The sequence below is a fragment of the Bradyrhizobium sp. UBA2491 genome (genome assembly GCF_002341725.1).
Taxonomy (GTDB): Bacteria; Pseudomonadota; Alphaproteobacteria; order Rhizobiales; family Xanthobacteraceae; genus Bradyrhizobium.
This window is the reverse complement of sequence record NZ_DDOP01000077.1, coordinates 18,327-45,316: the sequence shown is the minus strand read 5'-3', so window position 1 is coordinate 45,316 and position 26,990 is coordinate 18,327. Positions and strand designations below refer to the sequence as shown.

The 26,990-nt window shown below is 65.5% G+C and carries 21 protein-coding genes; 14 read left to right on the top strand and 7 right to left on the bottom strand.

What is annotated here, in order from left to right; all coding sequences use genetic code 11:
* Positions 1-15: 15 nt before the first annotated feature.
* The 3 genes from B2W55_RS25225 to galE all read right to left on the bottom strand — a co-directional run bounded on the left by B2W55_RS25225 (position 16) and on the right by galE (position 4,232).
* The gene (locus B2W55_RS25225) at positions 16-1,227 is read right to left on the bottom strand and encodes a hypothetical protein (protein ID WP_024585067.1); all 1,212 of its coding nucleotides are present in this window, start codon (positions 1,225-1,227) and stop codon (positions 16-18) included.
* A gap of 71 nt (positions 1,228-1,298) precedes the next feature.
* The gene (locus B2W55_RS25220; RefSeq protein ID WP_024585066.1) at positions 1,299-3,110 is read right to left on the bottom strand and encodes an ABC transporter ATP-binding protein; all 1,812 of its coding nucleotides are present in this window, start codon (positions 3,108-3,110) and stop codon (positions 1,299-1,301) included.
* Positions 3,111-3,218: 108 nt separating this feature from the next.
* Positions 3,219-4,232 (bottom strand): UDP-glucose 4-epimerase GalE, encoded by a 1,014-nt coding sequence (gene galE, locus B2W55_RS25215; protein WP_024585065.1) that lies wholly within the window; start codon positions 4,230-4,232, stop codon positions 3,219-3,221.
* 137 nt (positions 4,233-4,369) lie between these two features.
* On the opposite strand from galE, the gene B2W55_RS25210 reads away from it, so the two are divergent.
* Positions 4,370-5,410 carry a glycosyltransferase family 4 protein gene (locus B2W55_RS25210; protein WP_024585064.1) on the top strand — a complete coding sequence of 347 codons (1,041 nt, stop codon included), beginning with the start codon at positions 4,370-4,372 and terminating at the stop codon, positions 5,408-5,410.
* Here B2W55_RS25210 and waaF read toward each other — a convergent pair.
* On the bottom strand, positions 5,392-6,456 hold the full coding sequence (gene waaF / locus B2W55_RS25205) for a lipopolysaccharide heptosyltransferase II (RefSeq protein WP_024585063.1): 1,065 nt from the start codon (positions 6,454-6,456) through the stop codon (positions 5,392-5,394). The two genes, B2W55_RS25210 and waaF, sit on opposite strands and share 19 nt — an antisense overlap.
* A gap of 135 nt (positions 6,457-6,591) precedes the next feature.
* Here waaF and rfaD point away from each other — a divergent pair, with 135 nt between their 5' ends.
* The 6 genes from rfaD (at position 6,592) to B2W55_RS25175 (ending at position 14,554) form a co-directional block, all read left to right on the top strand.
* Positions 6,592-7,572: an ADP-glyceromanno-heptose 6-epimerase gene (rfaD, locus tag B2W55_RS25200; protein ID WP_024585062.1), complete on the top strand. Its 981-nt coding sequence runs from the start codon at positions 6,592-6,594 to the stop codon at positions 7,570-7,572.
* A gap of 18 nt (positions 7,573-7,590) precedes the next feature.
* Positions 7,591-9,063 (top strand): D-glycero-beta-D-manno-heptose-7-phosphate kinase, encoded by a 1,473-nt coding sequence (gene rfaE1 / locus B2W55_RS25195; protein ID WP_024585061.1) that lies wholly within the window; start codon positions 7,591-7,593, stop codon positions 9,061-9,063.
* 8 nt (positions 9,064-9,071) lie between these two features.
* On the top strand, positions 9,072-10,355 hold the full coding sequence (locus B2W55_RS25190) for an O-antigen ligase family protein (RefSeq protein WP_024585060.1): 1,284 nt from the start codon (positions 9,072-9,074) through the stop codon (positions 10,353-10,355).
* Between the two features lie 84 nt (positions 10,356-10,439).
* Positions 10,440-12,353, top strand: coding sequence for a nucleoside-diphosphate sugar epimerase/dehydratase (locus tag B2W55_RS25185; protein WP_024585059.1), 1,914 nt, complete (start codon positions 10,440-10,442; stop codon positions 12,351-12,353).
* Positions 12,354-12,401: 48 nt separating this feature from the next.
* Positions 12,402-13,616 (top strand): glycosyltransferase family 4 protein, encoded by a 1,215-nt coding sequence (locus B2W55_RS25180; protein WP_029880260.1) that lies wholly within the window; start codon positions 12,402-12,404, stop codon positions 13,614-13,616.
* Positions 13,613-14,554, top strand: a complete 942-nt coding sequence (locus B2W55_RS25175; RefSeq protein WP_024585057.1) for an NAD-dependent epimerase/dehydratase family protein — start codon at positions 13,613-13,615, stop codon at positions 14,552-14,554. Before B2W55_RS25180 ends, B2W55_RS25175 begins: the two co-directional genes overlap by 4 nt.
* A 10-nt stretch (positions 14,555-14,564) precedes the next feature.
* On the opposite strand, the gene B2W55_RS25170 is transcribed toward B2W55_RS25175, so the two are convergent.
* Together B2W55_RS25170 and B2W55_RS25165 are read right to left on the bottom strand one after the other, a co-directional pair.
* Entirely contained in the window at positions 14,565-15,575 is a 1,011-nt protein-coding gene (locus B2W55_RS25170; RefSeq protein ID WP_029880259.1) for a glycosyl transferase, read from the bottom strand.
* Positions 15,576-15,583: 8 nt separating this feature from the next.
* Complete coding sequence (locus tag B2W55_RS25165; protein WP_024585056.1) at positions 15,584-16,570, bottom strand: lysylphosphatidylglycerol synthase transmembrane domain-containing protein; 987 nt, start codon at positions 16,568-16,570, stop codon at positions 15,584-15,586.
* A 329-nt stretch (positions 16,571-16,899) separates the two neighbouring features.
* Between B2W55_RS25165 and B2W55_RS25160 the strand changes: the two genes are divergently transcribed.
* The 6 genes from B2W55_RS25160 (at position 16,900) to B2W55_RS25135 (ending at position 25,340) form a co-directional block, all read left to right on the top strand.
* A complete protein-coding gene (locus tag B2W55_RS25160) occupies positions 16,900-18,312 on the top strand; it encodes a mannose-1-phosphate guanylyltransferase/mannose-6-phosphate isomerase (protein WP_024585055.1) in 1,413 nt (470 codons plus the stop codon).
* Between the two features lie 253 nt (positions 18,313-18,565).
* Complete coding sequence (locus tag B2W55_RS25155; protein ID WP_024585054.1) at positions 18,566-19,582, top strand: Gfo/Idh/MocA family protein; 1,017 nt, start codon at positions 18,566-18,568, stop codon at positions 19,580-19,582.
* A gap of 48 nt (positions 19,583-19,630) precedes the next feature.
* Positions 19,631-20,782 (top strand): DegT/DnrJ/EryC1/StrS family aminotransferase, encoded by a 1,152-nt coding sequence (locus B2W55_RS25150; protein WP_024585053.1) that lies wholly within the window; start codon positions 19,631-19,633, stop codon positions 20,780-20,782.
* Between the two features lie 42 nt (positions 20,783-20,824).
* Positions 20,825-22,354 (top strand): murein biosynthesis integral membrane protein MurJ, encoded by a 1,530-nt coding sequence (gene murJ / locus B2W55_RS25145; RefSeq protein ID WP_024585052.1) that lies wholly within the window; start codon positions 20,825-20,827, stop codon positions 22,352-22,354.
* Positions 22,355-22,482: 128 nt separating this feature from the next.
* Positions 22,483-24,792: a xanthine dehydrogenase family protein molybdopterin-binding subunit gene (locus tag B2W55_RS25140; protein ID WP_024585051.1), complete on the top strand. Its 2,310-nt coding sequence runs from the start codon at positions 22,483-22,485 to the stop codon at positions 24,790-24,792.
* Between the two features lie 101 nt (positions 24,793-24,893).
* The gene (locus B2W55_RS25135; RefSeq protein WP_024585050.1) at positions 24,894-25,340 is read left to right on the top strand and encodes a c-type cytochrome; all 447 of its coding nucleotides are present in this window, start codon (positions 24,894-24,896) and stop codon (positions 25,338-25,340) included.
* Between the two features lie 104 nt (positions 25,341-25,444).
* Here B2W55_RS25135 and B2W55_RS25130 read toward each other — a convergent pair whose 3' ends face one another.
* Complete coding sequence (locus B2W55_RS25130) at positions 25,445-25,867, bottom strand: CHRD domain-containing protein (RefSeq protein WP_024585049.1); 423 nt, start codon at positions 25,865-25,867, stop codon at positions 25,445-25,447.
* Between the two features lie 165 nt (positions 25,868-26,032).
* Here B2W55_RS25130 and B2W55_RS25125 point away from each other — a divergent pair, with 165 nt between their 5' ends.
* Complete coding sequence (locus tag B2W55_RS25125) at positions 26,033-26,962, top strand: c-type cytochrome (protein WP_024585048.1); 930 nt, start codon at positions 26,033-26,035, stop codon at positions 26,960-26,962.
* Positions 26,963-26,990 lie beyond the last annotated feature (28 nt).

Below are 26,990 nucleotides of genomic sequence, written 5' to 3'. Positions count from 1 at the left end.
CTGGCGGTGCGCCGATCAATGACACGCTTGAACGCTGAACCAGGGCATTTCCAGCGCACCGCGCCGGACGAGGACACAGGCCATCTTGTTCACCTCCAGCTCATCATAGACATCAGACGGTACGTTGATGTCGCCGGTTTCGTGCAGTGGTCCCCACGGAGCAAGCTTGAGGTGATAAGATGTCCGCTTGCCGTGGTAGATATGCTTGTCAAGGATTCTGCTCTGAAACACGGTTGCAGGCGAATTGTCGAGCAGAGCGTTTGCCTCGCCGATCGTGCCAAACGCGCAGATCGCGGTGCACAATCCGACCAGAAGCGGCTTCAACGGCTGCTGGCGCAGATCGCGATTGCAGATCATGAGAGCTACGGTGGACAGCGCCATGCCGAGAACGGCAGCTCCGATCAGCGGGAGCCAACTGACCATGTAGTTGTCGAACAGCATGCGCGCCATGATCGCGAGCGCGGGAAACACGGCGACCATTCCCAGGTTGGCGCGGGCGTCGTTGGTCCCAGGACCGACACGGAAGAGTTCCCGTGACAACAACGTCAATGCAGTAGCCAAAGCCGGAAGCACCGCGAGGCTCACGATCACCAGTGGATGCGGAAATGGAACGACGATGGACCACAGGCCGAGGACAATCGCCGTGAACTTCAACCCGGCCGCGGTTTTCTTGGCCAGGGCGAGTTTACGCAGGCGTTCGTCGCAGGTCGCTCCTAGCGCGACATTCGCAGCAATAGCGGCGGTCGATTCTCGCAAGCCTTCAGCGTCCAGATCTCGCAAGCCCGAAAGCCAGACGAAAAATGCCGTATCTGGATCGAGCAGGTGGCAAGGAAGGCAAATGCTCTTAAGCTCAGCGCGCGAAGGCACAACGACGGTCCACCTTTGGACGATCTTGCGTCCCGCAATCTCGTCGCGGCGGAGACGACGGCTGCTCACCCAATTCGATGTCTCGATCATGTCATCAGTCACGGTTACGCGCCAGCCGGTGAAATAAACCATAATCGAAACTGACAAGGCGGCGGTCGCGACTCCCAACAACCAGATAGCCGTCAAGCCCTCGATCGGTAAATCTCCCGGCTGGGTCAACGCCGCGTAGCAGATGACCAATCCGCCGAACAACATCGCCAAGCTGGAAAGCGGGAGAAGTATTCGCCAGAGCAGTTGCAGCCGATAGGTTCTTGCGGGAGCGACGGCGTTTTTCAGTCCCGTTTCGTCGGCCGCATTCATGATACGCCCTTCAAAATGTCAGCGGCGAGCTCTGATGAACGTCAAAAGAAAACACGAACGTCGAATAAGATTTATGACTCGGCTGCGAGGGCAAGCACTGGGCCCGAGGCGCCAAACTCGCGATGTTGCAGGCGGAAGAACGAGGCGTAACGGCCGCCGCGGCGCAACAGCTCATCGTGGCGTCCGCGCTCGACGATCTCGCCGCCCTCGACCACCAGGATCGCATCGGCGTGCATGATGGTGTGCAGGCGGTGCGCGATCACGATCGTGGTGCGGCCCTGGCAGAGATGCTCGATCGCCTCCTGCACCTGCTTCTCGGACTCCGAGTCAAGCGCGGCGGTGGCCTCGTCGAGCAGGATGATCGGCGCGTTCTTGATCAGCGCGCGGGCCACCGCGATGCGCTGGCGCTGGCCGCCGGAGAGCTGGGTGCCGTGCTCGCCGACCGGCGTGTCGTAGCCGAGCGGGAAGCTCATGATGAAGTCGTGGGCGCAGGCGGCCTTGGCGGCCTCGACGATCTCGGCCTCGGTGGCACCCTGCTTGCCGAAGGCGATGTTGGCGCGGATGCTGTCGCGGAACAGATAGACGTCCTGGCCGACATAGGCGGTCTGCTGCCGCAGCGACCTGCGCGAGACCTGCGAGATCGACTGGTCGTCGATCAGGATCTCGCCCTCCTGCGTCTCGTAGAACCGCAGCAGCAAGGCGAGCACCGTCGACTTGCCGCCGCCGGACGGGCCGACCAGCGCGGTCACCTTGCCGGGCTCGGCCGTGAAGCTCATCCGGTTCAGCACCGGCTCGCCGGGGCGATAGCCGAAGCTGACATCGCGCAGCTCGATCCGCGCATCGGTGAGTTTCAGCGCCGGCTTGTCGTCATCGGTCTGCTCGCTGGCCGGGCTGTCGACCACTTCGAGCAACATGCGCGCGCCGACCAGCTGGCTGTTGAGGTCGATGTTGAGCCGCGCCAGCCGCTTGGCCGGCTCGGTCGCCATCAGGAAGGCAGTCAGGAAGGTGAAGAACTGACCCGGCGTGGAGCCGAGCGCCACCACGCTGTAGCCGCCATAGAGCAGGCAGCCGGCGACTGCGAAGCCGCCGAGCATCTCCATCAGCGGGTTGGAGCGGTTGGCGACGCGCGCCATCTTGTTGGCATTGTTCTCGACGGTCGCGATGTGCTCGTCGATCCGCTGCTGCATGGCGTCTTCCAGCGTGAACGCCTTCACGGTGCGGATGCCCTGCAACGATTCCTGCATCGTCTCCATGATGTCGGCGGTGCCGGTGAACTGGTTGTAGGCGAGGCCCTTGATCCGCTTCACCAGCTTGCGCAGCATCAGCATCGCCGGCGGCACCGCCACCAGTCCGATGAACGACATCAGCGGATCCTGCCACACCATCACGGCGAGCATGCTGATCAGCATCAGGAAGTCGCGACCGATCGCATTCACCAGCATGTTGAGCACGTCGGTGATCGACTTGGCGCCGGCGGTGAGCCGCGCCAGGAACTCCGACGAGTGCCGCTGCGAGAAGAAGCCGATGCTCTCGCTCATCAGCTTGGCGAACAATTGCCGCTGATTGCTGGCAAGGATGGCGTTCGAGATCTTGTTCAGGATCACCATGTGGCCGTAGGTCGCCACGCCCTTGATGAACAGCAGCACCACCGTGATGCCGGCGAACATCGCGATGCCGGGGATATTCTTGTCGACATAGGCCTGGTTGATCACCTGGCCGAGGACATAGGTGGCGCCGGCGGTCGAGCCGGCCGCGATCGCCATCAGGCCGAACGCCATCAGATAGCGTCGCCAATAGGTAATCCCTTGTTCCATGACCAGGCGGCGGATCAGGATCGCCGCGCCATAGGGATCGTCGGTAATTTTCTTTGGAAACTGAGCCATCCGCGTTCCATTGACGGCGGGCAGCGCCGGCCGTCAGGGTTGCGGACCTCCTTGCCCGCTTGGCGGGGCTTTTTCAAGCACAATAACGGCTTGATAACGGCTTGATTTTTAGGCCGATTCTGCCTGTCGCGGAGCGCCGCCGCGCTCCCGGAACAGCTTTTCCTCCCAGGCCAGCGCATGGCTCGCGATGGTCTCGAGATCATCATACCGCGGCGTCCAGTCGAGCAGCGACCGGATCCGCCCCGTGTCGGCCACCATGGTCATGATGTCGCCGGGCCGGCGCCCGGCATAGGCGACCGCGAAATTGCGCATCGAGACCCGGCGCACCGCCTCGATGGTCTCGAGCACGGAATAGCCGCGGCCGTAGCCGCAATTCATCGTCACCGATTGCCCGCCGCCGCGCAGATAGGCCAGCGCCGAGCGGTGCGCCTCGACGAGGTCGCTGACATGGATGAAGTCGCGCACGCAGCTGCCGTCATGGGTCGGATAGTCGGTGCCGAACACGTCGATCTTGGCGCGCTGGCCGGTCGCGGCCTCGACCGCGATCTTGAGCAGATGGGTGGCGCCGATGGTGGCGAGGCCGACGCGGCCCTTCGGGTCGGCTCCGGCGACGTTGAAGTAGCGCAGCACGACGTAGCTCATGCCATGGGCGGAGGCGACGTCGTGCAGCATGATCTCGGTCATCAGCTTCGACGAGCCGTAGGGCGACAGCGGCCGCGTCGGCGCGATCTCCGGCACCGGCACCTGGTCCGGATTGCCGTAGACCGCCGCGGTCGAGGAGAAGATGAAGCGGCTGACGCCGCGCTTCACCGCCGCATTGAGCAGGCTGCGCGTCGTCATGGTGTTGTTGCGGTAGTAGCCGAGCGGATCGCGCATCGAGTCCGGCACCACCACGGAGCCGGCGAAATGGATGATGCTATCGATGCCATGTTGTGCGATCACGCCCTCGACGAGGTTCTCGTCGCCGGCATCGCCGATGAACAGCGGCACGCCTTCGGGCAGGAACGCGGAGAAACCGGTGGAGAGATTATCGATCACGACGACGCTCTCGCCGGCATCGACCAGCGCATGGACCATGTGACTTCCGATATAGCCGGCACCGCCGGTCACGAGCACGGTCATCGATCAAGCTCTCCCGATATCTTTAACCGGCGATGCTAACGGGAGTGCGGTGAAGAGGGGGTTTCGCGGCGGCCGAACTGGCCACTATGCTTAATGTTGCGTATAGGAACTGGCGCGAAACGGAGACTTGCGTGCCGATCGAGAACACACCTGCCGGCGAGCTCGAGCTCATCGTGCCCAACCTGCACCGCCGCTATTCGGGTGTCACCGCGACCAACCGCATGGTCGCGCCGAAGCTCGCAAGCATGTTCCGCGCGGCATGGCTCGGTTCGCATCGGCCCGACGGCATCGATGCGATGGGACTTGGCGATCTCTTGCGGCTGTGGCGACGCGCGCGTCCCGTGATCTGGCACGCGCGGCGCAATGACGAGATGATCGCGGGGCTTATGCTGCGCGCGCTCGGCTGGCCGTTGAAACTGCTGTTCACCTCGGCCGCGCAGCGTCATCACACCTGGCTGACGCGCTGGCTGATCCGCAACATGGATGCGGTCGTCGCCACCAGCCCGCTGTCGGCCTCATATCTGAAGCGTGAAGCTACCGTGGTGATGCATGGCGTCGACACCGACCGCTATACGCCGCCGGCCGATCGCGCGGCGGCGTTTGCCGAGAGCGGATTGCCGGGCCGCTATGCGATCGGCTGCTTCGGGCGGGTGCGCGCGCAAAAGGGCAGCGATGTGTTCGTCGAGGCGATGTGCAGGTTGCTGCCGCGCTATCCCGATTTCACCGCCGTCATCGTCGGCGCCGTGGTGCCGGAGCAACTTGCTTTCGCCGGCGAGTTGAAGCGGAAGATCGAGGCCGCCGGCCTGCAATCGCGTATCATCATCACGGGCGAATTGCCGATCGAGGATGTCGTGCGCTGGTATCAGCGGCTGACCATCTACGCCTTCACCTCGCGCAATGAAGGCTTTGGCCTGACCTTGATCGAGGCGATGTCGGCCGGTGCGGCGCTGGTGGCGGCACGCGCCGGTGCCGCTGAATTCGTCGTCGAGGACGGCGTCACCGGCGTGCTGACGCCGCCTGGCGACGCCGACGCGCTGGCGGCCGCGCTCGAGCCGCTGATGCGCGATCCGGCCGCGGCGGCGGCGATGGGAGCGCGGGCGCGCCAACGAGTTGTGGATAAGTTCAGCCTCGATGCGGAAGCCGGCGCGATCGCCGGGGTCTATCGCACGTTGATCTGAGCCAGCACGCGCTGCGCGATCCCCACGACCTCCTCGGCCGCGATGTCGCGCATGCAGCGGTGGTCGTTCATGGTGCAGACCGTGCGCTGGCACGGTTGGCACGACAGCGTGCTCTTCGTTTGCCGCACCGTCGCGGCGAGCGGGTTGAGGGGGGCCCAGAGATAAGGGTCGGTCGGGCCGAAGATGCCCATTGTCGGGGTGCCGATCGCGGCGGCGATGTGCATCAGCCCGGAATCGTTGGCGATCGCGACGCTGGCCGCGGCCATCGCCAGCGCGCCGTTGCGCAAATCGGTGCCGGTGAGATTGCGCACCCGCGGCCCGCCGATTGCGGCGATCTGCTCCGCCAGTGCCTTCTCGCCGGGGCCACCGACCACCCAGACATCGAAGCCGCGCTCGGCAAACAGCCGCGCGGCTTCCGGATAATAGGTCCAGCGCTTCGAGGCGCCGACCGAGCCGGGGCCCAGGGCGATGGCGGGGCCGGTGCCGAGGCCGTTGGCCTGCCGCCACCGCGCGATCTCGTCAGCGGGAACCCGAAGCTGAGGCACCGGCCATTCGGGCGGCCGGGCCGCGCCGTCCGGCAGCGCCAGGACGGCGTTCTTGTCGATGAAGCGCGGCAGCTGCTTTTCGCCCCATCGCATCGCGTTGATCAGGCCGAACCGGACCTCGCCGAAGAAGCCGACCCGCTCCGGGATCCCCGCCAGCGCCGGTGCAAGGGCGGACTTCCAGGTCCGTGGCAGCACCAGCGCGGTGGCGTAGTTCCGGGTGCGAAGCTCGGCCGCCAGCGCCTGCTGCCGGCGCAACGCCAGCCGGCTGCGCGGCAGGTCGAACACGACCGCGGACCGGACCCCCGGCATATAATCGACCAAAGGGGCGCAAAGGCTGGAGGTCAGAAGGTCGACCGGCCGGTTCGGCCAGCGCTTGCGCAACACCCGGACAACGGTCTGACCGCGCACGAAATCGCCGATCCAGACATAGGGTACGATCAGGATCGGTCGGCTATCCTGCGCATCCTCGGTTTCGATATCTGATATTGAATCAATATTCATTTCTAAATAGCCAGGACCGGGTCGGACCCGGCCAAGTCGGTAACCGGTTCGCGATGTGAGGTAAAGCCGTCGTTGCCTGTGGCGCGGGAGTGGGGCAAAGCTGGCGGCTGCAAAGGAATCTGGCGGGATTTCATAATGTTTCTGGTAACCGGGGGTGCCGGTTTTATCGGATCGAACGTCGTGGCTGCGTTGAACGACGCCGGCCGCAGCGATGTTGCGGTCTGCGACGTGCTTGGTCATGACGGCAAATGGCGGAACCTGGCCAAGCGTCAGCTTGCCGATCTGGTTCCCCCGGCCGAGCTCGGCGACTGGATCAAGGGGCGGCGGCTCGACGCCGTCATCCATCTCGGCGCCATCTCGGAGACCACGGCAACCGACGGCGATCTGGTGATCGAAACCAATTTCCGTCTCTCGATGCGGCTGCTCGACTGGTGCACCGCGAACGGGACGCCGTTCATCTATGCGTCCTCGGCCGCGACCTATGGTGACGGCGAGCAGGGCTTTGCCGACGATGGCTCGGTCGAGGCGTTGAAGCAGTTGCGGCCGATGAACCTGTACGGCTGGAGCAAGAACCTGTTCGACCTCGCGGTCGCCGAGCGGGTGGCGAAGGGCGAACGGCTGCCGCCGCAATGGGCGGGACTGAAATTCTTCAACGTGTTTGGCCCGAATGAATATCACAAGGGCCCGATGATGAGCGTGCTGGCGCGCCGTTTCGACGACATCAAATCGGGCCGCGTGGTGCAGCTGTTCAAGTCGCATCGCGAGGGCATCGCCGATGGCGATCAGCGCCGCGACTTCATCTATGTCGACGACGTCGTGCGGGTGATCATCTGGCTGATCGCAACCCCGCAGGTCTCCGGGCTGTTCAATGTCGGCACCGGCAAGGCGCGCAGTTTCAAGGACCTGATCGTCTCGGCCTATGGCGCGCTCGGCCGCGAGCCGAACATCGAATATGTCGACATGCCCGAGCAGATTCGCGGCAGCTACCAGTATTTCACCCAGAGCGTCGTCGATCGTCTCGGCCGGGCCGGATACAATGGCGGCTTCACCCGCCTGGAAGACGCAGTCGGGGCCTATGTGAAGGGTTTTCTCGATCGCTCCGATCGCTATCGTTGAAGCTGAGTACGGTGAGTGATGTTCGATTTTGAAGCGATCTCGCGTGCGATGTCCGGCCAGACCGTGCTCTGCGTCGGCGACCTGATGCTCGACGAGTTCGTCTATGGCGAGGTGTCGCGGATCTCGCCGGAGGCGCCGGCGCCGGTGATCGCGGTCAGGCGCAGCGAGACCAATATCGGTGGCGCCGGCAACGTCGCGCGCAACATCGCCTCGCTCGGCGGCCGCTGCATCTTCGTCGGCCTGATCGGCGAGGATGCCGCCGGCACGGTGTTGTCGGAGGCGCTCGCGAATGAGCCCGGTATCGAGGCCCTGTTGGTGCGTGACGCCGCGCGTCCGACCACGCGCAAGGTGCGGTTCGTCTCCGAACAATTCTCCACCCACATGCTGCGCTCCGATTGGGAACTCGCCGCGCCGGCGGGGCCGGCCATCGAACAGCAACTGATCGACACCATCCTGCCGTGTCTGGCGCGTGCCGACATCGTGCTGTTGTCCGACTACGCCAAGGGCGTGCTCACCGCGCGGGTGATCCGCAACGTGATCGATGCCGCGCGGCAGGCGGGTAAGCGCGTGATCGTCGATCCTAAGAGCGCCAACCTCGCGATCTATCGCGGTGCCAGCGTGCTGACGCCGAACCGCAAGGAATTCGCCGAGGCGACCCGCAGTCGCGCCGACAGCCTGGACAGCATCGCGCAGGCCGCGCCCGATGCGATGTATCTCGCGGATTGCGAGGCGATGCTGGTGACGCAGGGCGAGCGCGGCATGACGCTGGTGACGCGCGGCGGCGATTCGATCCACGTGCCGGCGCTGCCGGTCAAGGTGCGCGACGTCTCCGGCGCCGGCGATACGGTAGCGGCCGCGCTGGCGCTGGCGCTGTCGGGTGGCGCCGACTGGGAAGGCGCGCTGCGGATCGCGAGCGCGGCGGCAGCGGTTGCCGTCGGCAAGACCGGGACCGCGATCGTCAAGTCAGACGAATTGCGGCGCAGGATCCTGCCGCACGCTTCGCTCGCGGCCGAGGACAAGATCGTCCCGGCCGGCGGCGATATCGATGCCTATCTCGATGAATGGCGCCGGCAGGATCTGCGCATCGGCTTCACCAATGGCTGTTTCGACATCCTGCATCCCGGCCACGTCAAGGTGCTGACGGCCGCGCGCGGCGCCTGCGACCGCCTGATCGTGGGGTTGAACAGCGACGCCTCGGTGAAGCGGCTGAAGGGCGAGGGGCGTCCGGTGCAGAACGAACGCGCCCGTGCCGAAGTGCTGGCGGCGCTGGAAGCCGTCGACCTCGTGGCAATCTTCGAGGAGGACACCCCGATCAATCTGATCACCAAGGTGCGGCCGAGCGTGCTGGTGAAGGGCGGTGACTATACCCGCGCGCAGGTGGTCGGCCACGAGATCGTCGAGGCCGCCGGCGGCGAGGTCGTGCTGGTCGACATCCTGCCCGGCCACAGCACGACGTCGCTGGTTGCCCGGGCGCGCGAGGGCAAGGCGTGAGCGCGAGCATGGCATCATCGGCGTCCGCCCCGGCCTGCCCGGTCTGGTGGCGCGATCCAGTGCGCTGGCGCACCGGGACCGATGTGGTCGCGGTGCTGATTGCGCTGTCGTTGCCGTGGTCGACCTCGCTGGTCGGCATCTTCGGCGTGGTGCTGCTGATCGCGATCGCGCCCACCGTCGACCTGAAGGCGTTCTGGGCGCTGCTGAAGCGGCCGATCTGCGTCGCGCCGATCGCGTTGTTCTGCCTCGCGCTCGTCGGCACGCTTTGGTCGGACGCTGCCTGGGGTGCCCGATTCTACGCGGTCGGGCCGACAGCAAAGCTCCTGGTGCTGCCGGTCCTGCTCTATCATTTTCAGCGGTCGACCCGCGGCACCGCGGTGTTCATCGCCTTCCTGGTGTCATGCACGCTCTTGATGCTGATGTCCTGGCTGGTGTTTGCCTATCCGCACCTCGCGCTCAGGGCGCCCGCGCCCGGCGAGCAGGGCGTTTTCGTCAAGAACTACATCGACCAGAGCCAGGAATTCACCCTCTGCGCGGTCGCGCTGGCCTATCCGATCGTCATGTTGCTGCGGGCAAGGCGCATCTGGCCGGCCATATTGCTGATCGTGATTGCGCTCAGCCTGTTCGCCAACATGGCGCTGGTGGTGGTGTCGCGGACGGCCCTGGTCACGGTTCCGATTATGTTCGCGGTGTTTGCGTTGCTCCATTTGCGCTGGCGCAGCATCGTGCTGATTATTTGTGCCGCCGCCACGCTATCCGTGGTGGCGTGGTATGCCTCGCCGCAATTTCGCTGGACCGCCGAGTCGTTCCAGCGCGACTACAAGCTCTATATGGAACGCAACGAGCCGACGTCGCTCGGTTTGCGGCTCGAATTCTGGCGGAAGTCGCTCGGCTTCTTTGCCGAAGCCCCGCTCATCGGCCATGGCACCGGCGCGACCCGCGGCCTGTTCGAGCGCGTCGCGACCGGTGGCGTGACCCAGGCGTCCGGCGAGGTGATCGGAAACCCGCACAATCAAACGTTGAACGTCGCCGTGCAGTGGGGCATTGTGGGTGTTGCGATCCTGTATGCCATGTGGGTCCTGCACCTCCTGCTGTTCCGAGGCGGGGGTTTCGTCAACTGGATCGGACTTCTCGTCGTGGTACAGAATATTTTCAGCTCGCTGTTTAATTCGCACATCTTCGATTTTCACGAAGGCTGGATGTATGTGCTTGGCGTCGGGGTTGCGGGCGGCATGGCGTTGAACGAGCGATTGGGGGGCGATATGGAACCCGAACCTCCGATCCGTCCATGATCGCTGGCAAGGGCTGTGCAGATACGCTATCAGCCTGCCAATGTCTCGCCGCGAACTCCCAGCTGCCGGTAACCCGTCCGTTAGATGACGCGTCTTTCACAATTCACCCTGCGTAATTTCCTGATTCTGGTGCATGACGCGCTCGCGACGACGTTTGCGTTGCTGGCGAGCTTTTACCTGCGTTTCGAGGGGAGCCTCCTTACCGACCGATTGCCGCATTTGCTGCGCATCCTGCCCTGGTTCGTGCTGTTCAGCATTGTGGTGAGCTATTTCTCCAACCTGACCACCGCGAAATGGCGCTTCACCTCGCTGCCGGATGCCGTGAACATCCTGCGGGTCGCGGCGGTGCTGACGCTGGCACTCGTGGTGCTGGACTACGTCTATTTCTTCACGGGAGCGAATTCGCCAAGCCCGGTGTTCCTCGGCCGGGTCACGATCATCCTGTTCTTCTTCCTGGAAGTGTTCGCGCTGAGCACGTTGCGGCTGGGCTATCGTTACTTCCGCTACTCGCGCACGCGCCTTCACGCCCGGTCCGACAACGCCGCGCCGGCGCTGCTGATCGGACGCACCGCCGACGCCGAAGTGGTGCTGCGCGGCATCGAGAACGGCGCCATCAAGCGGCTCTGGCCGGTCGGCGTGCTCTCGCCGTCGGTCGCGGACCGCGGCCAGATGATCCGCAACATTCCGGTGGTCGGCGGGGTCGACGACATCGAGACGGTGATTCGCGACTTCGAGAGCCGGCAGAAGCCGATCAAGCGCGTGATCATGACACCCTCCGCATTCGAGCCGGAGGCGCATCCGGAGAGCGTGCTGATGCGCGCCAAGCGGTTGGGTCTGATCGTCAGCCGGCTGCCATCGCTGGAGAGCGGCGATGCGCCGCGGCTCACCAATGTCGCGGTCGAGGACCTGCTGCTGCGTCCGAGCCAGAAGATCGACTACGCCCGGCTCGAGGCGCTGGTGAAAGGCAAATCGGTGATCGTGACCGGCGGCGGCGGCTCCATCGGCGCGGAAATCTGCGACCGGGTCGCGACCTTCGGTGCGGCGCGCCTGCTGGTGGTGGAGAACTCGGAGCCTGCGCTCTATGCCGTCACCGAGGCGCTGTCCGCGCGCGACACCGGCGCCGTCATCGAGGGCCGGATCGCCGACATCAGGGATCGCGAGCGAATCACGCGGCTGATGAGCGAGTTCAAGCCCGACATCGTGTTCCATGCCGCCGCGCTCAAGCATGTGCCGATCCTGGAGCGTGACTGGAGCGAGGGGGTCAAGACCAACATCTTCGGATCGGTGAACGTGGCCGACGCCGCGCGTGCCGCGGGCGCCAGCGCGATGGTGATGATCTCGACCGACAAGGCGATCGAGCCGGTCTCGATGCTGGGCCTGACCAAGCGCTTTGCCGAGATGTACTGCCAGGCGCTGGACCATGACCTGATGACCGAGGCCAAGGGCAACGCGCACATGCGGCTGATCTCGGTGCGGTTCGGCAATGTGCTGGCCTCCAACGGATCCGTGGTGCCGAAGTTCAAGGCCCAGATCGAGGCCGGCGGACCGATCACGGTGACCCATCCGGACATGGTCCGCTACTTCATGACGATCCGCGAGGCTTGCGATCTCGTGATCACGGCGGCGACGCATGCGGTGACGCCGGCGCGGCCCGACGTCTCGGTCTATGTGCTGAACATGGGCCAGCCGGTCAAGATCGTCGATCTCGCCGAGCGGATGATCCGGCTGTCGGGCCTGCAACCCGGTGTCGACGTCGAGATCGTGTTCAGCGGCATCCGTCCCGGCGAGCGGCTGAACGAGATCCTGTTCGCAAGCCAGGAGCCGACGCTCGAAATCGGCGTCGCCGGCGTGATGGCGGCCAAGCCGAACCAGCCTCCGATGTCGACGCTGCGCAAGTGGCTGGCGGCGCTCGAGGATGCGATCGCGAGGGATGACCGCGTGACCATCCGCGCCGTGCTTCAGGACGCCGTGCCCGAGTTCGGATCGAATGCCGCCTGATAGCGCCGTCCTGCGCGCGATGCGGCAGGATCATTTCGAAAGCCATTGATGCGTCATTCTCGAAAAGTCGTGGTCGTCAGCCAGCACTATCCGCCGGACCACAGCACGACTGCGGCGATCATGGCCGCGATCGCCGAACGGATCGCGCAGGAGGCGGACGTGATGGTGGTCTCGGGCATGCCGGGCTCGGCAAGGGCGCCGTCGCCCGGGCAGCCAGTGGTCGTCGAGATCAGGAACTGGTTGCCGGGAAAGGGGGCGCTGCTCAAGCGCGCGCTGGCCGAGGCGCTGTTCACCGGTCGGATCTTCCTTGCGCTGTTGTCGCGGTTGCAGCGGGGCGACGTGGCACTGACCGTGACCGCGCCGTTCGCGCTTCCCTATGCGGTTGCGGCCGCGGCCAAGTTGAAGGGCGCAAAGTCGGCGCTGATCATGCACGACCTGTTTCCCGATGTGCTGGTGATGGCCGGGCTGTTGCGGCCTTCCTCGCTGGTTGCGCGGGCGATGCGCGGGATCAACGCGCTGATGTTCCGGGCCCTGAATGCGGTCATCGTCATCGGCCGGGACGCCGAGAAGCTGTTGCTGCGGTATGGCGGAATGACGCCGGACAAGATCAGGTTCATTCCGAACTGGGCCTCGCTCACCCCCGCCAACCGCCCCGTCGACCCGGACAATCCGTTTCGTAAGGCCATCGCCGCCCGCTTCGTGGTCGGACTGTCGGGCAATCTGGGCTTCACCCACGATCCGGACATTGTTTTCCATGCAGCCCGCCTGTTGCGCAACGAGAGCGACATCCATTTCCTGCTTTCAGGGTGGGGGATGGGCTTCGCGCGGCTGAAGGAGATGCAGGCCGCGGACCAACTGGCCAATGTGACGCTGGTCGAACGCGTCGCGGATGACAAGCTCGATGCGCTGCTGTCCAGTGCCGACGTCTGGCTCATTCCCTATCGCAAGAACGTTGCCGGCGTCTCGGTGCCAAGCCGGTTCTACAACCTGCTCGCGGCCGGCCGACCCGTCATCCTGGTCTCCGAGCCCGAGGCCGAAGCCGCGCTGACCGTCAGTGAGAATCGCCTCGGATGGGTCGTCACACCTGAACGGCCCGATCAACTCGCCGATGCCATCAGGTTGGCGTCACGCTCGCAGGACACCGCGATGGCCGACCGCGCCGTCGCGACCGCGCGGACCTTCAGTCCGGAGCGGGCGCTCGCGAGCTACGCTGCGCTGGTGCGGGATCTGCTATCCAGTCAGGATGTGGAGCGGACAGCATGAATGACGGTGGCCGGAAGGTTCTGGTGACGGGGGCCAGCGGCTTCGTCGGCCGCCACGTGGTGCCCGTACTGGCGCGCAGCGGCTGGCAGGTGCGTCGCGCGGTGCGAACCCCGCCGCGAGACGCAAACGACGTCACGATCGGTTCGCTCAGTCCGACCACCGATTGGCGGGCCGCGCTCGATGGCGTGGATGCCGTTGTCCATCTCGCGGCGCGCGTACACCAGCAGTCCGACGAACAGGCGATTGAACTGTACCGCAACGTCAATATCGAGGGCACGCTGCATCTGGCGCGCGCCGCGGCCGCCGCGGGCGTTCGCGATTTCATCTTCGTCAGCACGATCCTGGTGCATGGACGCAGCAACTACGGGCGTCCGCCGTTTCGAGAAGACGATCTGCTTACTCCCCGTGGCCTCTACGGCAACTCGAAGGCGGCCGCAGAGGTCGGCCTGAAGGGAATTGTGCCCGGCAGCAACATGCGGGTGACCGTGATCAGGCCGCCGTTGATCTACGGCGCCGGCGCAAAGGGAAATTTCGCCTTGCTGAAGCGTGCGGTGATCAATCGCGTGCCGCTTCCGCTGGCCGATGTAGGGAACCGCCGTGCGTTCCTGTCGGCGGAAAACCTGGCGTCGTTCATCCTGCATCGGTTGTCGCATCCGGGAAATGAATTCGAGGTGTTTCTGGTGGCTGACCGCGAGCAGGTCTCGACGCGGGATTTCGTCGAGCGTCTCGCCCGCGCGGCGGAAACCTCGCCGCGCCTGTTCTGGCTGCCGCTGCCGCTCTTGAAGGTGTCGCTCGCGATCGGCGGTCGCAAGGAAGCCTATGACAGCCTGTTCACCTCGCTCGAACTCGACCTTTCCAAGATCGCGAGCACGGGATGGCAACAGCCGATCAGCCTCGACGATGGGCTGAGGCGCGCGCTGCGCAAGACGGATGGCTGATCCGAGGCGATCAGCGCGGCCGTGAGAACCGGCGCAACTGCCAGGCAACGGCGAGCGCCCCGGCAAGCAGCAGGACGGCATCCGCGGCAAGCGAATTGATGACGACCGAGGCGAATGCGAGCAGCGCCAGCACGACGTTGAGCGCGAACACCTCGCCGACGACGCGCCACACCGTGAACCCGTTGTCTGTCGCGCGCTGATAGAAGTGCGTGCGATGCGCGGCCCAGAACGGCTCGCGACGCGCGATGCGCCGGAACAGCGTGACCGTGGCGTCCGCCAGATAGTAGAGCGGCAGCAGCAGCGCGGCCGCGAATTGCTGGCGCAACGCGAGTTCGAGCAGACACCAGCCGAGCAGCAGGCCGATCGGCAGGCTGCCGACATCGCCGAGGAATATTCTCGCCACCGGCCGGTTGAACGGCGCGAAGCCGAGCATCGCTCCGCACAGGGCTGCCGCGACCAGCGCGGGCGCCGCCGGGATGTAGCCGGCGCCGCCGAGCAGGGCGACCGCCACCGTGACCGGGATCGCCTCGGCCACCGTCATCAGGTCGAGCCCGTCCATGAAGTTGACGAGGTTCACGAACCACAGGCCGGCGATCACCAATAGGCCGCGTTCGAACCAGGCCGGACAGGCCGGAACGAGCCTGAGATCGCCCGGCACCGAGAGCACCACGGCCGCGACGGCGGCGGCCTGTAGCAGCAGCCGAGGAACGACGGGCAGGGAGCGGACGTCGTCGGCGAAACCCACCACCGCGATGAACAGGCAGGCCGCGAACACGATGAACGGAATCGTCAGGTCCGGCGATCCCGCCAGCATGATGACGATCCCGCCCGCGAGCAGTGTGGCGATCGTGACCGCGATTCCAGCGCCCTGTGGCGTCGGGGTGCGATGCGACGAGCGCGCATTCGGCTTCGCCAGCGCCACGCGCAGCAGCAGCGGCCGCGTCAGCAGGATCAGGACGGCCGAGATCGATGCGGCGAGCACCACGGCGATCAGCGACAGGAGGGTCTCGAAACTATTCATCGGTCCGGCTACTGCGATCCCGGGACTCGCGATGGCGATCCCGGGACTTCGATCGGCTCGGCGCCCTTGGCGGCTTTTTCAGGGCTCAGGATCCAGACCAGGCCGCCGAACACCCCGACCACGAACGACACCGCGCCGAACAGCAGCGAGATGTTGACGCCCTCATTGGCGATCAATCCGGCATAGCCGAACGCCAGCGCCATGGTGGCTTCGCGTACGCCCCAGCCCGCGATCGAGATCGGCATCATCGTGATCAGCATCACCGGCGGCAACAACTGAAAGATCTGGCCGAAGGTGACCGGAGCCGTGATCGACTTCACCACGCACCAGCCGATCACGACGGTGACGACGTGAATGGCGATCGAGAGGGTCGCGACCCGCAATCCGTGCTCGCGGCTGAACAACACCCGGTTGGCGATCACGGCGCAGGCGTGGACGTGATGCGTCGCCCACCACTGCTTCAGCCACGGCCAGGGCAACGCGCCGATCAGCAGGAAACCAAATCCGGCCGCAAGCGCGGCGAGGTCGAGCAGCAGCAACGCCATCCAGCCGTGGGTATCGGAGATCAGCCGGTAGCTCCACGGCAAGGCGGCGGCGATGACGACGGCCAGGGCGATCAGTCCGATCGCGCGGTCGACGAAGATCGAATAGGTGGCCGCGCGCCAGCCCGCGCCGGCCCGTGCGACCAGCCAGAGCCGCACCGCGTCGCCGCCGATCGAGGACGGCAGGGTCTGGTTGAAGAAGGTGCCGATCACGTTGTAGCGCATCGCCTGCCCGGTCCCGAGCGGCGCGCCGCACTCAGCGCTGATCTCCCGCCAGCGCAGCACCCCGAGGAAGATCTGCAAGAATGTGACCGCGATCGCGAGGCCGAGCCAGCCCAGGCTCTCGACCTGGATGCGGGAGGCGAGGTCATACAGATTGACCTTGCGCAGCGAGAAATAGAGCAGCGCACCCGAGATCAGGAGCTTGGCGGTCGAAAGCAGGATTCGGCGCATTTCCGTTCGCGCTGCCAGGTGTCAGATTGTGTCAAAAAAAGCGCAAAACGCTTTCGCGCGCCCAAATTCGCCGCCTTGGTATGGTTTCCGCACCGATCTGGCAATACCCGTACTGGTCCCTATTGCGGCAGGTGCGAAGGGGCGGTTAAAGAGGCCGTAACGGGGGACGGCCAGCCACTCACCGGCGGTTTACAATACCGGTAAGATCCGACCAGGCGCGTGGGGGCGCGTGATACTGCTCGGATCGTGCTTCCCAGGTAACAGGGCTGTCGGCCGCGGTGGCCCGGGGCCAATTTGGTGTGTCGTCTGCGACAGGACTTGAGGCATCGATGGATCGACGAATTATTCCCCTGATCATGTGCGGCGGCGCAGGCACGAGGCTCTGGCCGGCGTCACGCGAGGTGCACCCGAAGCAGTTCCTCTCGCTGTTCGGGGCCCGCTCGACCTTCCAGGAGACGTTGCTGCGGGTGTCCGATGCGGGCCTGTTCGAGCGGCCGATCGTGATCACCAATGAGGCGTATCGCTTCATGGTGCTGGAGCAATTGGCCGAGATCGGCCGCGAGGCCGACGTGTTGCTGGAACCGATGCGCCGCGACTCCGGACCCGCGATCGCGGCCGGCGCCGTGTTCGCGCAAAGCCGCGACAGTGACGCGATCGTGCTGGCGCTCGCCGCCGACCATCTGGTGCGGGATACCCAGGCCTTCGTCGCCGCATGCCGCGGCGGATTGGTGGCGGCGGAAGCCGGCCGCATCGTGACCTTCGGCGTCAAGCCGGAGCGGCCCGCCACCGAATACGGCTACATCAGTCCGGGCGACGTGGTCGCCGGCGAGGTGCGGGCGGTGGCGAAATTCGTCGAGAAGCCGGATGCCGCGACGGCAGCCGGCTACATCGATGCCGGCTATCTCTGGAACAGCGGCAACTTCATGTTCCGCGCCGGCGTGCTGCTCGATGAGTACCGCAATGTCGATGCCGACAGCGTGGCCTCGGTGGAGCAGTCGGTCGCGTCGGCGGCGCGCGATCTCGGCTTCGTCAAGCTCGATGCCGCGGCCTTCGCTGCGGCAAAGGCGATCTCGATCGACTACGCGGTGATGGAGAAGACCTCCCATGCGGCGGTGGTGCCGGTGGCGTGCGGCTGGTCCGACATCGGCTCGTGGCGCCAGGTCTGGGAGCTCTCCGACAAGGACAGCCTCGGCAACGCGGCGCGCGGCACGGCGGTGTTCGAGGACAGCCGCAATTGCAACGTCGCGACCGACCGCGCGCTGGTGGCGCTCGAAGGCGTCGACGACCTCGTCGTGGTCGCGACCCAGGACGCCGTGCTGGTGTCGCGCCAGAAGGATGCCAACGGGCTGAAGCGGCTGGTCGCGAAACTGAAGGTGACGGCACCCGAGGTGACCGAGAGCCACATCAAGGTGCATCGTCCCTGGGGCTCCTATCAGTCGGTCGACAATGGCGACCGCCATCAGGTCAAGCGCATCATCGTCAAGCCGGGCGGGCGGCTGTCGCTGCAGAAGCATCACCACCGCTCCGAGCACTGGATCGTGGTGCGCGGCACCGCGCAGGTCACCGTCAACGAGCTGATCAAGACGGTGCACGAGAATGAATCGATCTACATCCCGATCGGCGCCGTGCACCGGCTGGAGAACCCGGGCAAGATTCAGCTCGAGCTGATCGAGGTGCAGACCGGCAGCTATTTCGGCGAAGACGACATCATCCGCATCGAGGACGATTATCAGCGCACCTGAGGGTTGCGCTGGTTCCTGCGCCGATCATGCGGCGCGGGACGATGTAACTCTTTGAATCAAAACGTGTCCGGATTTCGTCGTTGGCATTCGCCACATTTGTGACGTCGTGCTATAGCGGCTGCCAACGAAGCGGGGTCGTGATTTGCGCCGAAGCGCCTGATCGGACGAGAGCCGAGGTGCTGATTCGCTCGGAGCCGGGGTGGCTCCCAGAGAAGCCGGGACATCCGCCAGAACGTTACTTGGGGTCTACGATATGAATGCAAAAGTGTCCGCAGCGGGCGCAAATGCCGATACCGGCCGCGCATTGCGTGTCGGCGTGATCGGCGCCGGCGTGATGGGCAGCAACCATGCCCGCGTGCTGGCCGGACTGCCCGGTGTCGCGCTGGTCGGCATCGTCGATCCGCTCCCCGAACACCGTTCGCGCGCCGTCGGCCTGGTCGGCTGCCGCGCCTTCGAAGACCTCGATCAGCTGCTCGCCGAAGGCGTCGATGCGGTGACGATCGCAGCGCCCACCCACCTGCATCACGAAATCGCGCTCGCCTGCATCGCGCGCAACATCCATATCCTGGTCGAGAAGCCGGTCGCCTCCACCGTCGAGGAGGGACGCGAGATCGTCGCCGCCGCGGACAAGGCCGGCGTCACGCTGATGGTCGGCCATGTCGAGCGCTTCAATCCGGCGGTCGCCGCGATCAAGCAGGCGATCTCGGGCGAGGACATCCTGTCGATCGGCATCACCCGGGTCGGCCCGTTCCCGCCGCGGATGTCCAATGTCGGCGTCGTGATCGACCTCGCGGTGCACGACATCGACCTGATCCGCTGGTTCACCGAGTCCGACATCGTCGAGGTGCAGCCGCAGCTCTCCAGCGCGGTCGCCGAGCGCGAGGATATCGCGCTGCTCCAGTTCCGCACCGCCTCCGGCGTGCTCGCCCACATCAACACCAACTGGCTGACGCCGTTCAAGGCGCGCAACGTCACGGTCGCGACCCGCGGCAAATATGTGATGGGCGACCTGCTGACGCGCCAGGTCACCGAATGCTTCGGCTTCAAGCCGGACGGCAGCTATTCGATGCGTCACCTGCCGGTCGGTCATGACGAACCGCTGCGCGCCGAGCTGATCGCTTTCCTCGATGCCGTGCGTAGCGGCAAGCTGCCGGCGGTGTCCGGCGACGAGGGCGTCGCGAGCCTCGAGATCGCGATCCGCTGCCTGGAATCGCCCGCGAGGCCCGCCGCCTCGACGATCCGCAAGGGGCCGCGCCGCGTCGCCGGCTGATCCTTCACCGGCCGATTGTCATTCATTCAACACCTGCAAAGAGCTTCCATGAACCAGCATATGCAGCTTGAGCCCATCCCCTTCATCGATATTTCCGCGCAGCGCCGGCGGCTCGGCAAGTCGATCGATGACGCGGTCGCGCGCGTGCTCGACCATTGCCAGTTCATCAATGGTCCTGAGGTCACCGCGCTGGAGAAGGCGCTGGCGGACTATAGCGGCGCCAAGCATGTGGTGAGCTGCGCCAGCGGCACCGACGCGCTGCTGATGGTGCTGATGGCGAAGAATGTCGGCCCGGGCGATGCGGTGCTGTGCCCGACTTTCACCTTCTGCGCGACCGGCGAAGTCGTGACGCTGACCGGCGCGACGCCGGTTTTCGTCGACGTCGACGAGGAGACCTTCAACATCGACGTCAACTCGCTGAAGCGCGGCATCGCGACCGCGCGGGCGCGCGGGCTGAAGCCGGTGGCGGTGATCCCGGTCGACCTGTTCGGCCAGAGCGCCGACCATGACGCGATCGCGGCGGTCGCCGAGGCCGAGGGCCTGTTCGTGCTGGATGATGCCGCGCAGGGTTTCGGCGCAACCTACAAGAACCGCAAGCTCGGCACCTTCGGTCTCGCCACTGGCACCAGCTTCTTCCCCGCCAAGCCGCTCGGCTGCTTCGGCGACGGCGGCGCGATCTTCACCGACGATGCGGAACTCGCGGCCACGCTGCGCAGCATCCGCGTCCACGGCCAGGGCTCGGACAAGTACGACAATGTGCGGCTCGGCCTCACCGCGCGGCTCGACACCATGCAGGCGGCGATCCTGCTCGAGAAGCTGAAGATCTTCGACGACGAGATCGCGGCGCGCAACAAGTTGGCGGAGCGCTATTCGCGCGCGCTCGGCAACCTGGTCGCGGTGCCGCGCCTGGCTCCGGGCTGCACCTCGGTGTGGGCGCAGTACACCATCCGCCTGTCCGAGGGCATCGATCGCGACACCTTCGCGGCAGCCCTGAAGGCGCAGGGCGTTCCGACCATGATCTACTATCCGAAGTCGGTGCATCAGCAGACGGCCTACAGCCACTTCCCGGTTGCCGAGGGCGGCCTGCCGGTCAGCGAGCGCCTGTCAAAGGACGTCATCGCGCTGCCGATGCACCCCTATCTCGACGAGGCGACCCAGGACCGCATCATCGCGGCTGTGCGCAGCGCGCTGTCGGCCTGATCAGTCATTTTGACCTAGGGTGATGATGCGCTAGAAGCAGCCATGCTTGGGCGCATCTTCACCGTTGGCGGCTATACCCTGCTTTCGCGGGTGACCGGATTCGCGCGCGACATCATGCTCGCGGCGATCCTCGGCGCCGGGCCGGTCGCCGATGCCTTCTTCGTGGCGCTGCGGCTGCCCAATCATTTCCGCGCGATCTTTGCCGAAGGCGCCTTCAACGCCGCCTTCGTGCCGGCCTATGCCCATGTCCATGGCGAGCGCGGCGAGGCGTCGGCGCGGCTGTTCGCCGACCGCATTTTCACGCTGCTGTTCGCCTCGCAGGTGATCCTGCTCGTCGTGGCGATGGCGTTCATGCCGCAGGCGATGAGCATCCTCGCGCCGGGCTTCACCGACGACGCCGAACAGCGCAAGCTTGCGATCGAGCTGACGCGGATCACCTTTCCCTATCTGCTGCTGATCACGCTGGTGACGCTCTATGGCGGCATGCTCAACGTGATGCATCGCTTCGCCAGCGCCGCCGCCGCGCCGATCTTCCTCAACCTCGCGATGATGATGACGCTGGCGCTCGCGGCGTTCTTCCCGAGCGCCGGCCATGCCGCGGCCTGGGGCGTGCTGATCTCGGGTTTCCTGCAGTTTGCTCTGCTCGCCGGCGACCTCGCGCGCCATGGCGGCCTGCCGCGGTTCGCGCCCCTCAAGCTCGACGAGGACGTCCGCGCCTTCTTCCGCGCGCTGGGACCGGCGACGCTGGGCTCGATGGGAACCCAGGTTGCGCTGTTCGCCGACACCATCATCGCGACCTTCCTCCCGGCTGGCGCGCTGTCGGCGCTGTACTACGCCGATCGTCTCAATCAATTGCCGATCGGCGTGATCGGGATCGCGATCGGCACCGTGCTGCTGCCGGAGATGTCGCGACGCCTGACCGCCGACGATCACGCCGGCGCGATGGCCGCGCAGCGCCGTGCCTTCGATTTCACGCTGTTGTTCTCGGTGCCGTTCGTGGCGGCGTTCCTGACAGTCGCAGATCCGATCATGCGCGCGATGTTTGCCCGCGGCGCGTTCTCGAAGGCCGATGCCGCGAGCGCCGGCGCCACGCTTGCCGCCTATGCGGTCGGGCTCATTCCCTTCGTGATGATCCGCAGCGCGGTTGCGACCTTCTACGCCCGCAAGGATACCGCAACGCCAGTAAAGGCGGCGCTGACCGGGGTCGCGGTCAACGTCGCGCTGAAGGTCGCGCTGGTCGGCTCGCTCGCGCAGGTCGGCCTCGCGCTCGCGACCGCGGTCGGCGCCTGGGTCAACCTGCTGCTGGTGCTGTTCTTCGCCGGGCGCCGCGGCTATCTCGTGCTCGATCGCGTGCTGATCCGCTCGTTTGCGACCTTCGCGCTGTGCGGTGCGCTGCTCGCGCTCGCGCTCTGGCTGACCTCGCATTTCGCCTATGTGTGGTTCGCGCCGGTGCAGCATTTCCGCGACGAACTGGTCCTGCTGCTGCTGATTGCGGTCGGCGTCTTCATCTACGCGTTCCTGATCCTCGCGCTGTTCGGCCGCGGCTGGTTGTTCGCACTGCGGCGCGTATAGTTTTACCTTTCAAATCAAGTGCATAGGAGCGGGGTGCGAGACGGCGCCGCGCGCGACCGAAAGCGGTTTGCGCTTCGCGGACAACCACGCCAATATGCGCAAAACACACCAAGGCAATTGGAGAGACGATGGCAGCTCCCATCAAATTCGGCGTCGGACAAAGCGTGCGGCGCAAGGAGGACGACGCTCTGATTCGCGGCAAGGGCCGCTACACCGACGACGTCGCGCCGTCTCCCGCATTGCACGCGCTGATGCTGCGCTCGCCGCATGCGCATGCCACCTACACGATCGATGCCGGCAAGGCCCGCGGCCTGCCCGGCGTGGCGCTGATCCTGACCGCGGCCGATGTCGCCGAACTCGGGGGGCTGCCGTGCCTGTTCAACCTCGAAACCGATCCGTTCACCGCGCCGCCTTATCCGATCCTCGCCAAGGACGAGGTACGCCATGTCGGCGACGCCATCGCCTTCGTGGTCGCCGATAACCTCGATCATGCCCGCGACGCGATCGAGGCGATCGACGTCAAATGGACGCCGTTGCCGGCGGTGGCAGGTCTCCTCAACGCGGTGAAGAAGGGCGCGCCGCAGGTCTGGCCGGACAAGCCCGGCAATGTGCTGTTCGACGTCTCGATCGGCGACAAGGGCGCCGCCGCGGCGGCGTTCGCCAAGGCGCATGCGGTCGCCGAGATCACCATCGTCAATCCGCGCGTCATCACCAACTTCATGGAAACGCGCGCCGCGGTCGCCGAATACGACGCCAAGAAGGACCATCTGACGCTGACGATCGGCAGCCAGGGCAGCCATCGCCTGCGCGAGATCCTCTGCGACATGATCCTGAAGATGCCGAAGGAGAACATGCGGGTGATCTGCCCGGATGTCGGCGGCGGCTTCGGCACCAAGCTGTTTCCCTATCGCGAATACGCGCTGATCTCGGTCGCCGCGCGCAAGCTCAAGAAGTCGGTCAAATGGACCGCCGAGCGCTCCGACCATTTCATGGGCGACGCGCAGGGCCGCGACAATCTCACCACCGCGAAGATGGCGCTGGCCGAGGACGGCAAATTCCTCGGCATGGATGTCGACCTGATGGGCGATATGGGCGCCTATCTCTCGACGTTTGCGCCCTATATCCCGCATGGCGGCGCCGGCATGCTGCCGGGCCTCTATGACATCCAGGCCTTCCATTGCCGCGTCCGCACCGTGTTCACCAACACCGTGCCGGTCGATGCCTATCGCGGCGCCGGCCGCCCGGAGGCCGCCTATGTCATCGAGCGGCTGGTCGACGCTGCTGCGCGCAAGCTCGGCATGACGCCGGACGCGATCAGGCGGAAGAACTTCATCCCGCCGAAGTCGCTGCCCTACACGACCGCGACCGGCAAGGTCTACGACTCCGGCGACTTCGTCGCGCATATGAAGCGCGCGATGGAGATCGCCAACTGGAAGGAGTTTTCAAAGCGCGCCAAGGCGGCCAAGAAGGACGGCCTGGTGCGCGGCATCGGCATGGCGAGCTATGTCGAGGTCTGCGGCACCATGGGCGAGGAGACCGCCAAGGTGGCGCTCGATCCCAATGGCGACATCTCGGTCCTGATCGGCACCCAGTCGAGCGGGCAGGGCCACCAGACCGCCTATGCGCAGATCGTGGCCGAGCAATTCGGCGTGCCGCCGGAGCGCGTCCATGTGCTGCAAGGCGACACCGACAAGATCGCGACCGGCCTCGGCACCGGCGGCTCGGCATCGATCCCGTCCGGCGGCGTCAGCGTGCAGCGGGCGACGCATGAGCTCGGCAACAAGCTGAAGGAGCTTGCGGCGCAGGCGCTGGAAGCCGGCACCGGCGACCTCGAGATCGCCGACGGCCGGATCCGCATCGCCGGCACCGACCGCTCGGTCAGCTTCGCCGATCTTGCCAAGCGTCCCGGCGGCGACACCGCAAAGATGAATGCCAGCGCGACGTTCGCCAGCGCCGACGGCACCTATCCGAATGGCACCCATCTCGCCGAGGTCGAGATCGATCCCGCAACCGGTATCATCAAGATCGTCAGCTATGTCATCGTCGACGATTTCGGCGTCACGCTCAATCCGCTGATGCTCGCGGGCCAGGTTCATGGCGGCGCGATGCAGGGCATCGGGCAGGCGCTGATGGAGCAGGCGGTGTACAGCCAAACCGACGGCCAGCTCGTCACCGGCACGTTCATGGATTACGCGATGCCGCGTGCCGCCGACGGTCCGTCGTTCGTGTTCGAGACCAACAACGTTCCCTGCACCACCAATCCGATGGGCGTGAAGGGAGCAGGCGAGGCCGGTGCGATCGGCTCGTGCCCGGCGATCGTCAACGCGATCGTCGAGGGCCTGCATCGCGAATACGGGATCGACCACATCGACATGCCGGCCACGCCGGAGCGGGTCTGGATTGCGATCCGCGAGGCGCAGCGCCGCCACACTCTCTGATAAATTGTCGCAGGCGGAATGAAGATTCCGCCTGCGGTGTTTGCAGGTCAGGCCGGCCGCAGACCGCGGACCGGGACAGAGCAGGATTGAGGGGATTGCCGATGAAACGGATTGTCGTCGTTGCTGCGATGCTTGTGTTGAGTGCCGGTGCGGTCGTCGCCGACCAGGATCAGGTCAAGCAGACCCAGGCCCAGATGAAGGAAACCGGCAAGAACGCCGGTGCGCTCGGGGCCATCGTCAAGGGCGAGAAGCCCTATGACCAGGCAACCGTCGACGCCGCGCTGGCGAAGTTCGAGGACACCGCCAAGAAGCTACCGACGCTGTTCCCGGAAAGCTCCAAGGGGCTGAAGACCGACGGCGACTACTCGGCCGGGCCGAAGATCTGGGAAGACAAGGCCGGCTTCGAGCAGCACATCGCGAGCTATGCCAAGGCCGTCGCTGATGCCAAGGGCAAGATCAAGGATGTCGATACGCTGAAGGCGGAGCTGGGCGTGATCGGCAAGCAATGCGGCGGCTGCCACGAGACCTATCGCCTCAAGAAGGGCTGATCGCGGTTCGATCAACGAAAGGGCGGGTGCTTCAGGCACCCGCCCTTTTTTGTGTCGGCCGTTTCTTGTTCGCGTGTCTTCGCCTGCGACGACTTCGCCCGCGGCTATTTGGTCACCTGGCCGCGGATCTCGCCGCCCGGGTTGGCCGCGGTGTGGACGTTGACATAGTACTTGCCGGCGAGCAGATCGGCGGCCTGCGCGTCGGTGAGCGTTGCGCTGCCTTCGACCGGGCTCGACGTCGCGTTCGGGATCGCGACCGCGACGCCGGAATTCTTGCCGGCCTCCGCAGGGCCGTGGAAGTGCGCAGCAGTGGCCGGACCAGTCAGGCCGGAATAGGTCAGCTTCCAGCTCAGCTTCTTGGAGGCGGCGTCATAGTCGATGTCGGCGGTGCCGGTGCCGGCGCTGGTGTTCGGCGGTACTTCGGTCTTGCCGTCCAGCTTGGCATGCAGCTTCTCGGCAAAGGCCGGGCCGGCGAGGGCGACGACAGCGCCGAGGGTCAGCGCGGCAAGCAAGGTCTTGTTGGGCATGGTTCTCTCCCCTTTGACGTCACACGATGGTTGCAGTGTTCAAACCGCGGCCGTTCCGATTTATTCCCAAAATGAACGTGCATGCGGCAAATTTGATGCGAGCTTGTGCGACCGCTTGCCATCATACTGGTTGATAGACTGACGCGACCAATGACGGATCGGTGAATGTTGCGACGAATTCTCCTCCTGGCCGGCCTGGTCGGCGCCATCGGCCTCGCCGTGTTCTGGTGGCTGACGATCCCCGCGACCGTCGCCGCCAGCGCGCTGCCGGCCTATCAGCCCGACCTTGCCAATGGCCTCACAACGTTCAATGCCGGAGGATGTTCCTCCTGTCATGCCGTGCCGAAGCAGGATGACCGCACCAGACTCGGCGGCGGGCTGGCGATACCGTCGCCGTTCGGCACCTTCTATGCGCCGAACATCTCGCCCGATCCCAACGACGGCATCGGCCGCTGGAGCGAGGCCGACTTCGTCACCGCGGTCATGAAGGGCACGTCGCCGTCGGGCACGCACTATTTCCCGGCGTTTCCCTATCCGTCGTATCAGCACGCCAAGGTCAACGACGTCCGCGACCTGTTCGCCTATCTGAAGACCTTGCCGTCGGTGGCGGGGAAGGTGCGCGACCACGATGTGCCGTTTCCGTTCAACATCCGCCGCAATATCGGCGTCTGGAAATTCCTGTTCATGGACGGCAAGCCGTTCGTCGCGGACGCGAGCCGCTCGGCGCAATGGAATCGAGGTGCCTATCTCGTCAACGGCTTCGGCCATTGCGCCGAGTGTCACAGCCCGCGCAATTTCCTCGGCGGCATCGTCAGCGCGCAGCGCTTTGCCGGCGGCCCGAATCCGGAAGGCGAGGGCTGGGTGCCCAACATCACGCAGAAGGGGCTGTCCGACTGGAGCGCGAAGGATATCGCCTATTTCCTCGAGAGCGGGCAGACGCCGGATGGCGACAGCGCCGGCGGATCGATGGTGCGGGTGATCCGCAACACCTCGCAGCTTCCGTCAGGCGATCGCGACGCGATCGCCGACTACATCAAGTCGCTGCCGCCGGTCGAGGGGCCGCCGAAGCCCACAAAGCCCGAAAAGAAGTCCTAGCGGGGATGCTGGTGGGGACATCGGTTCA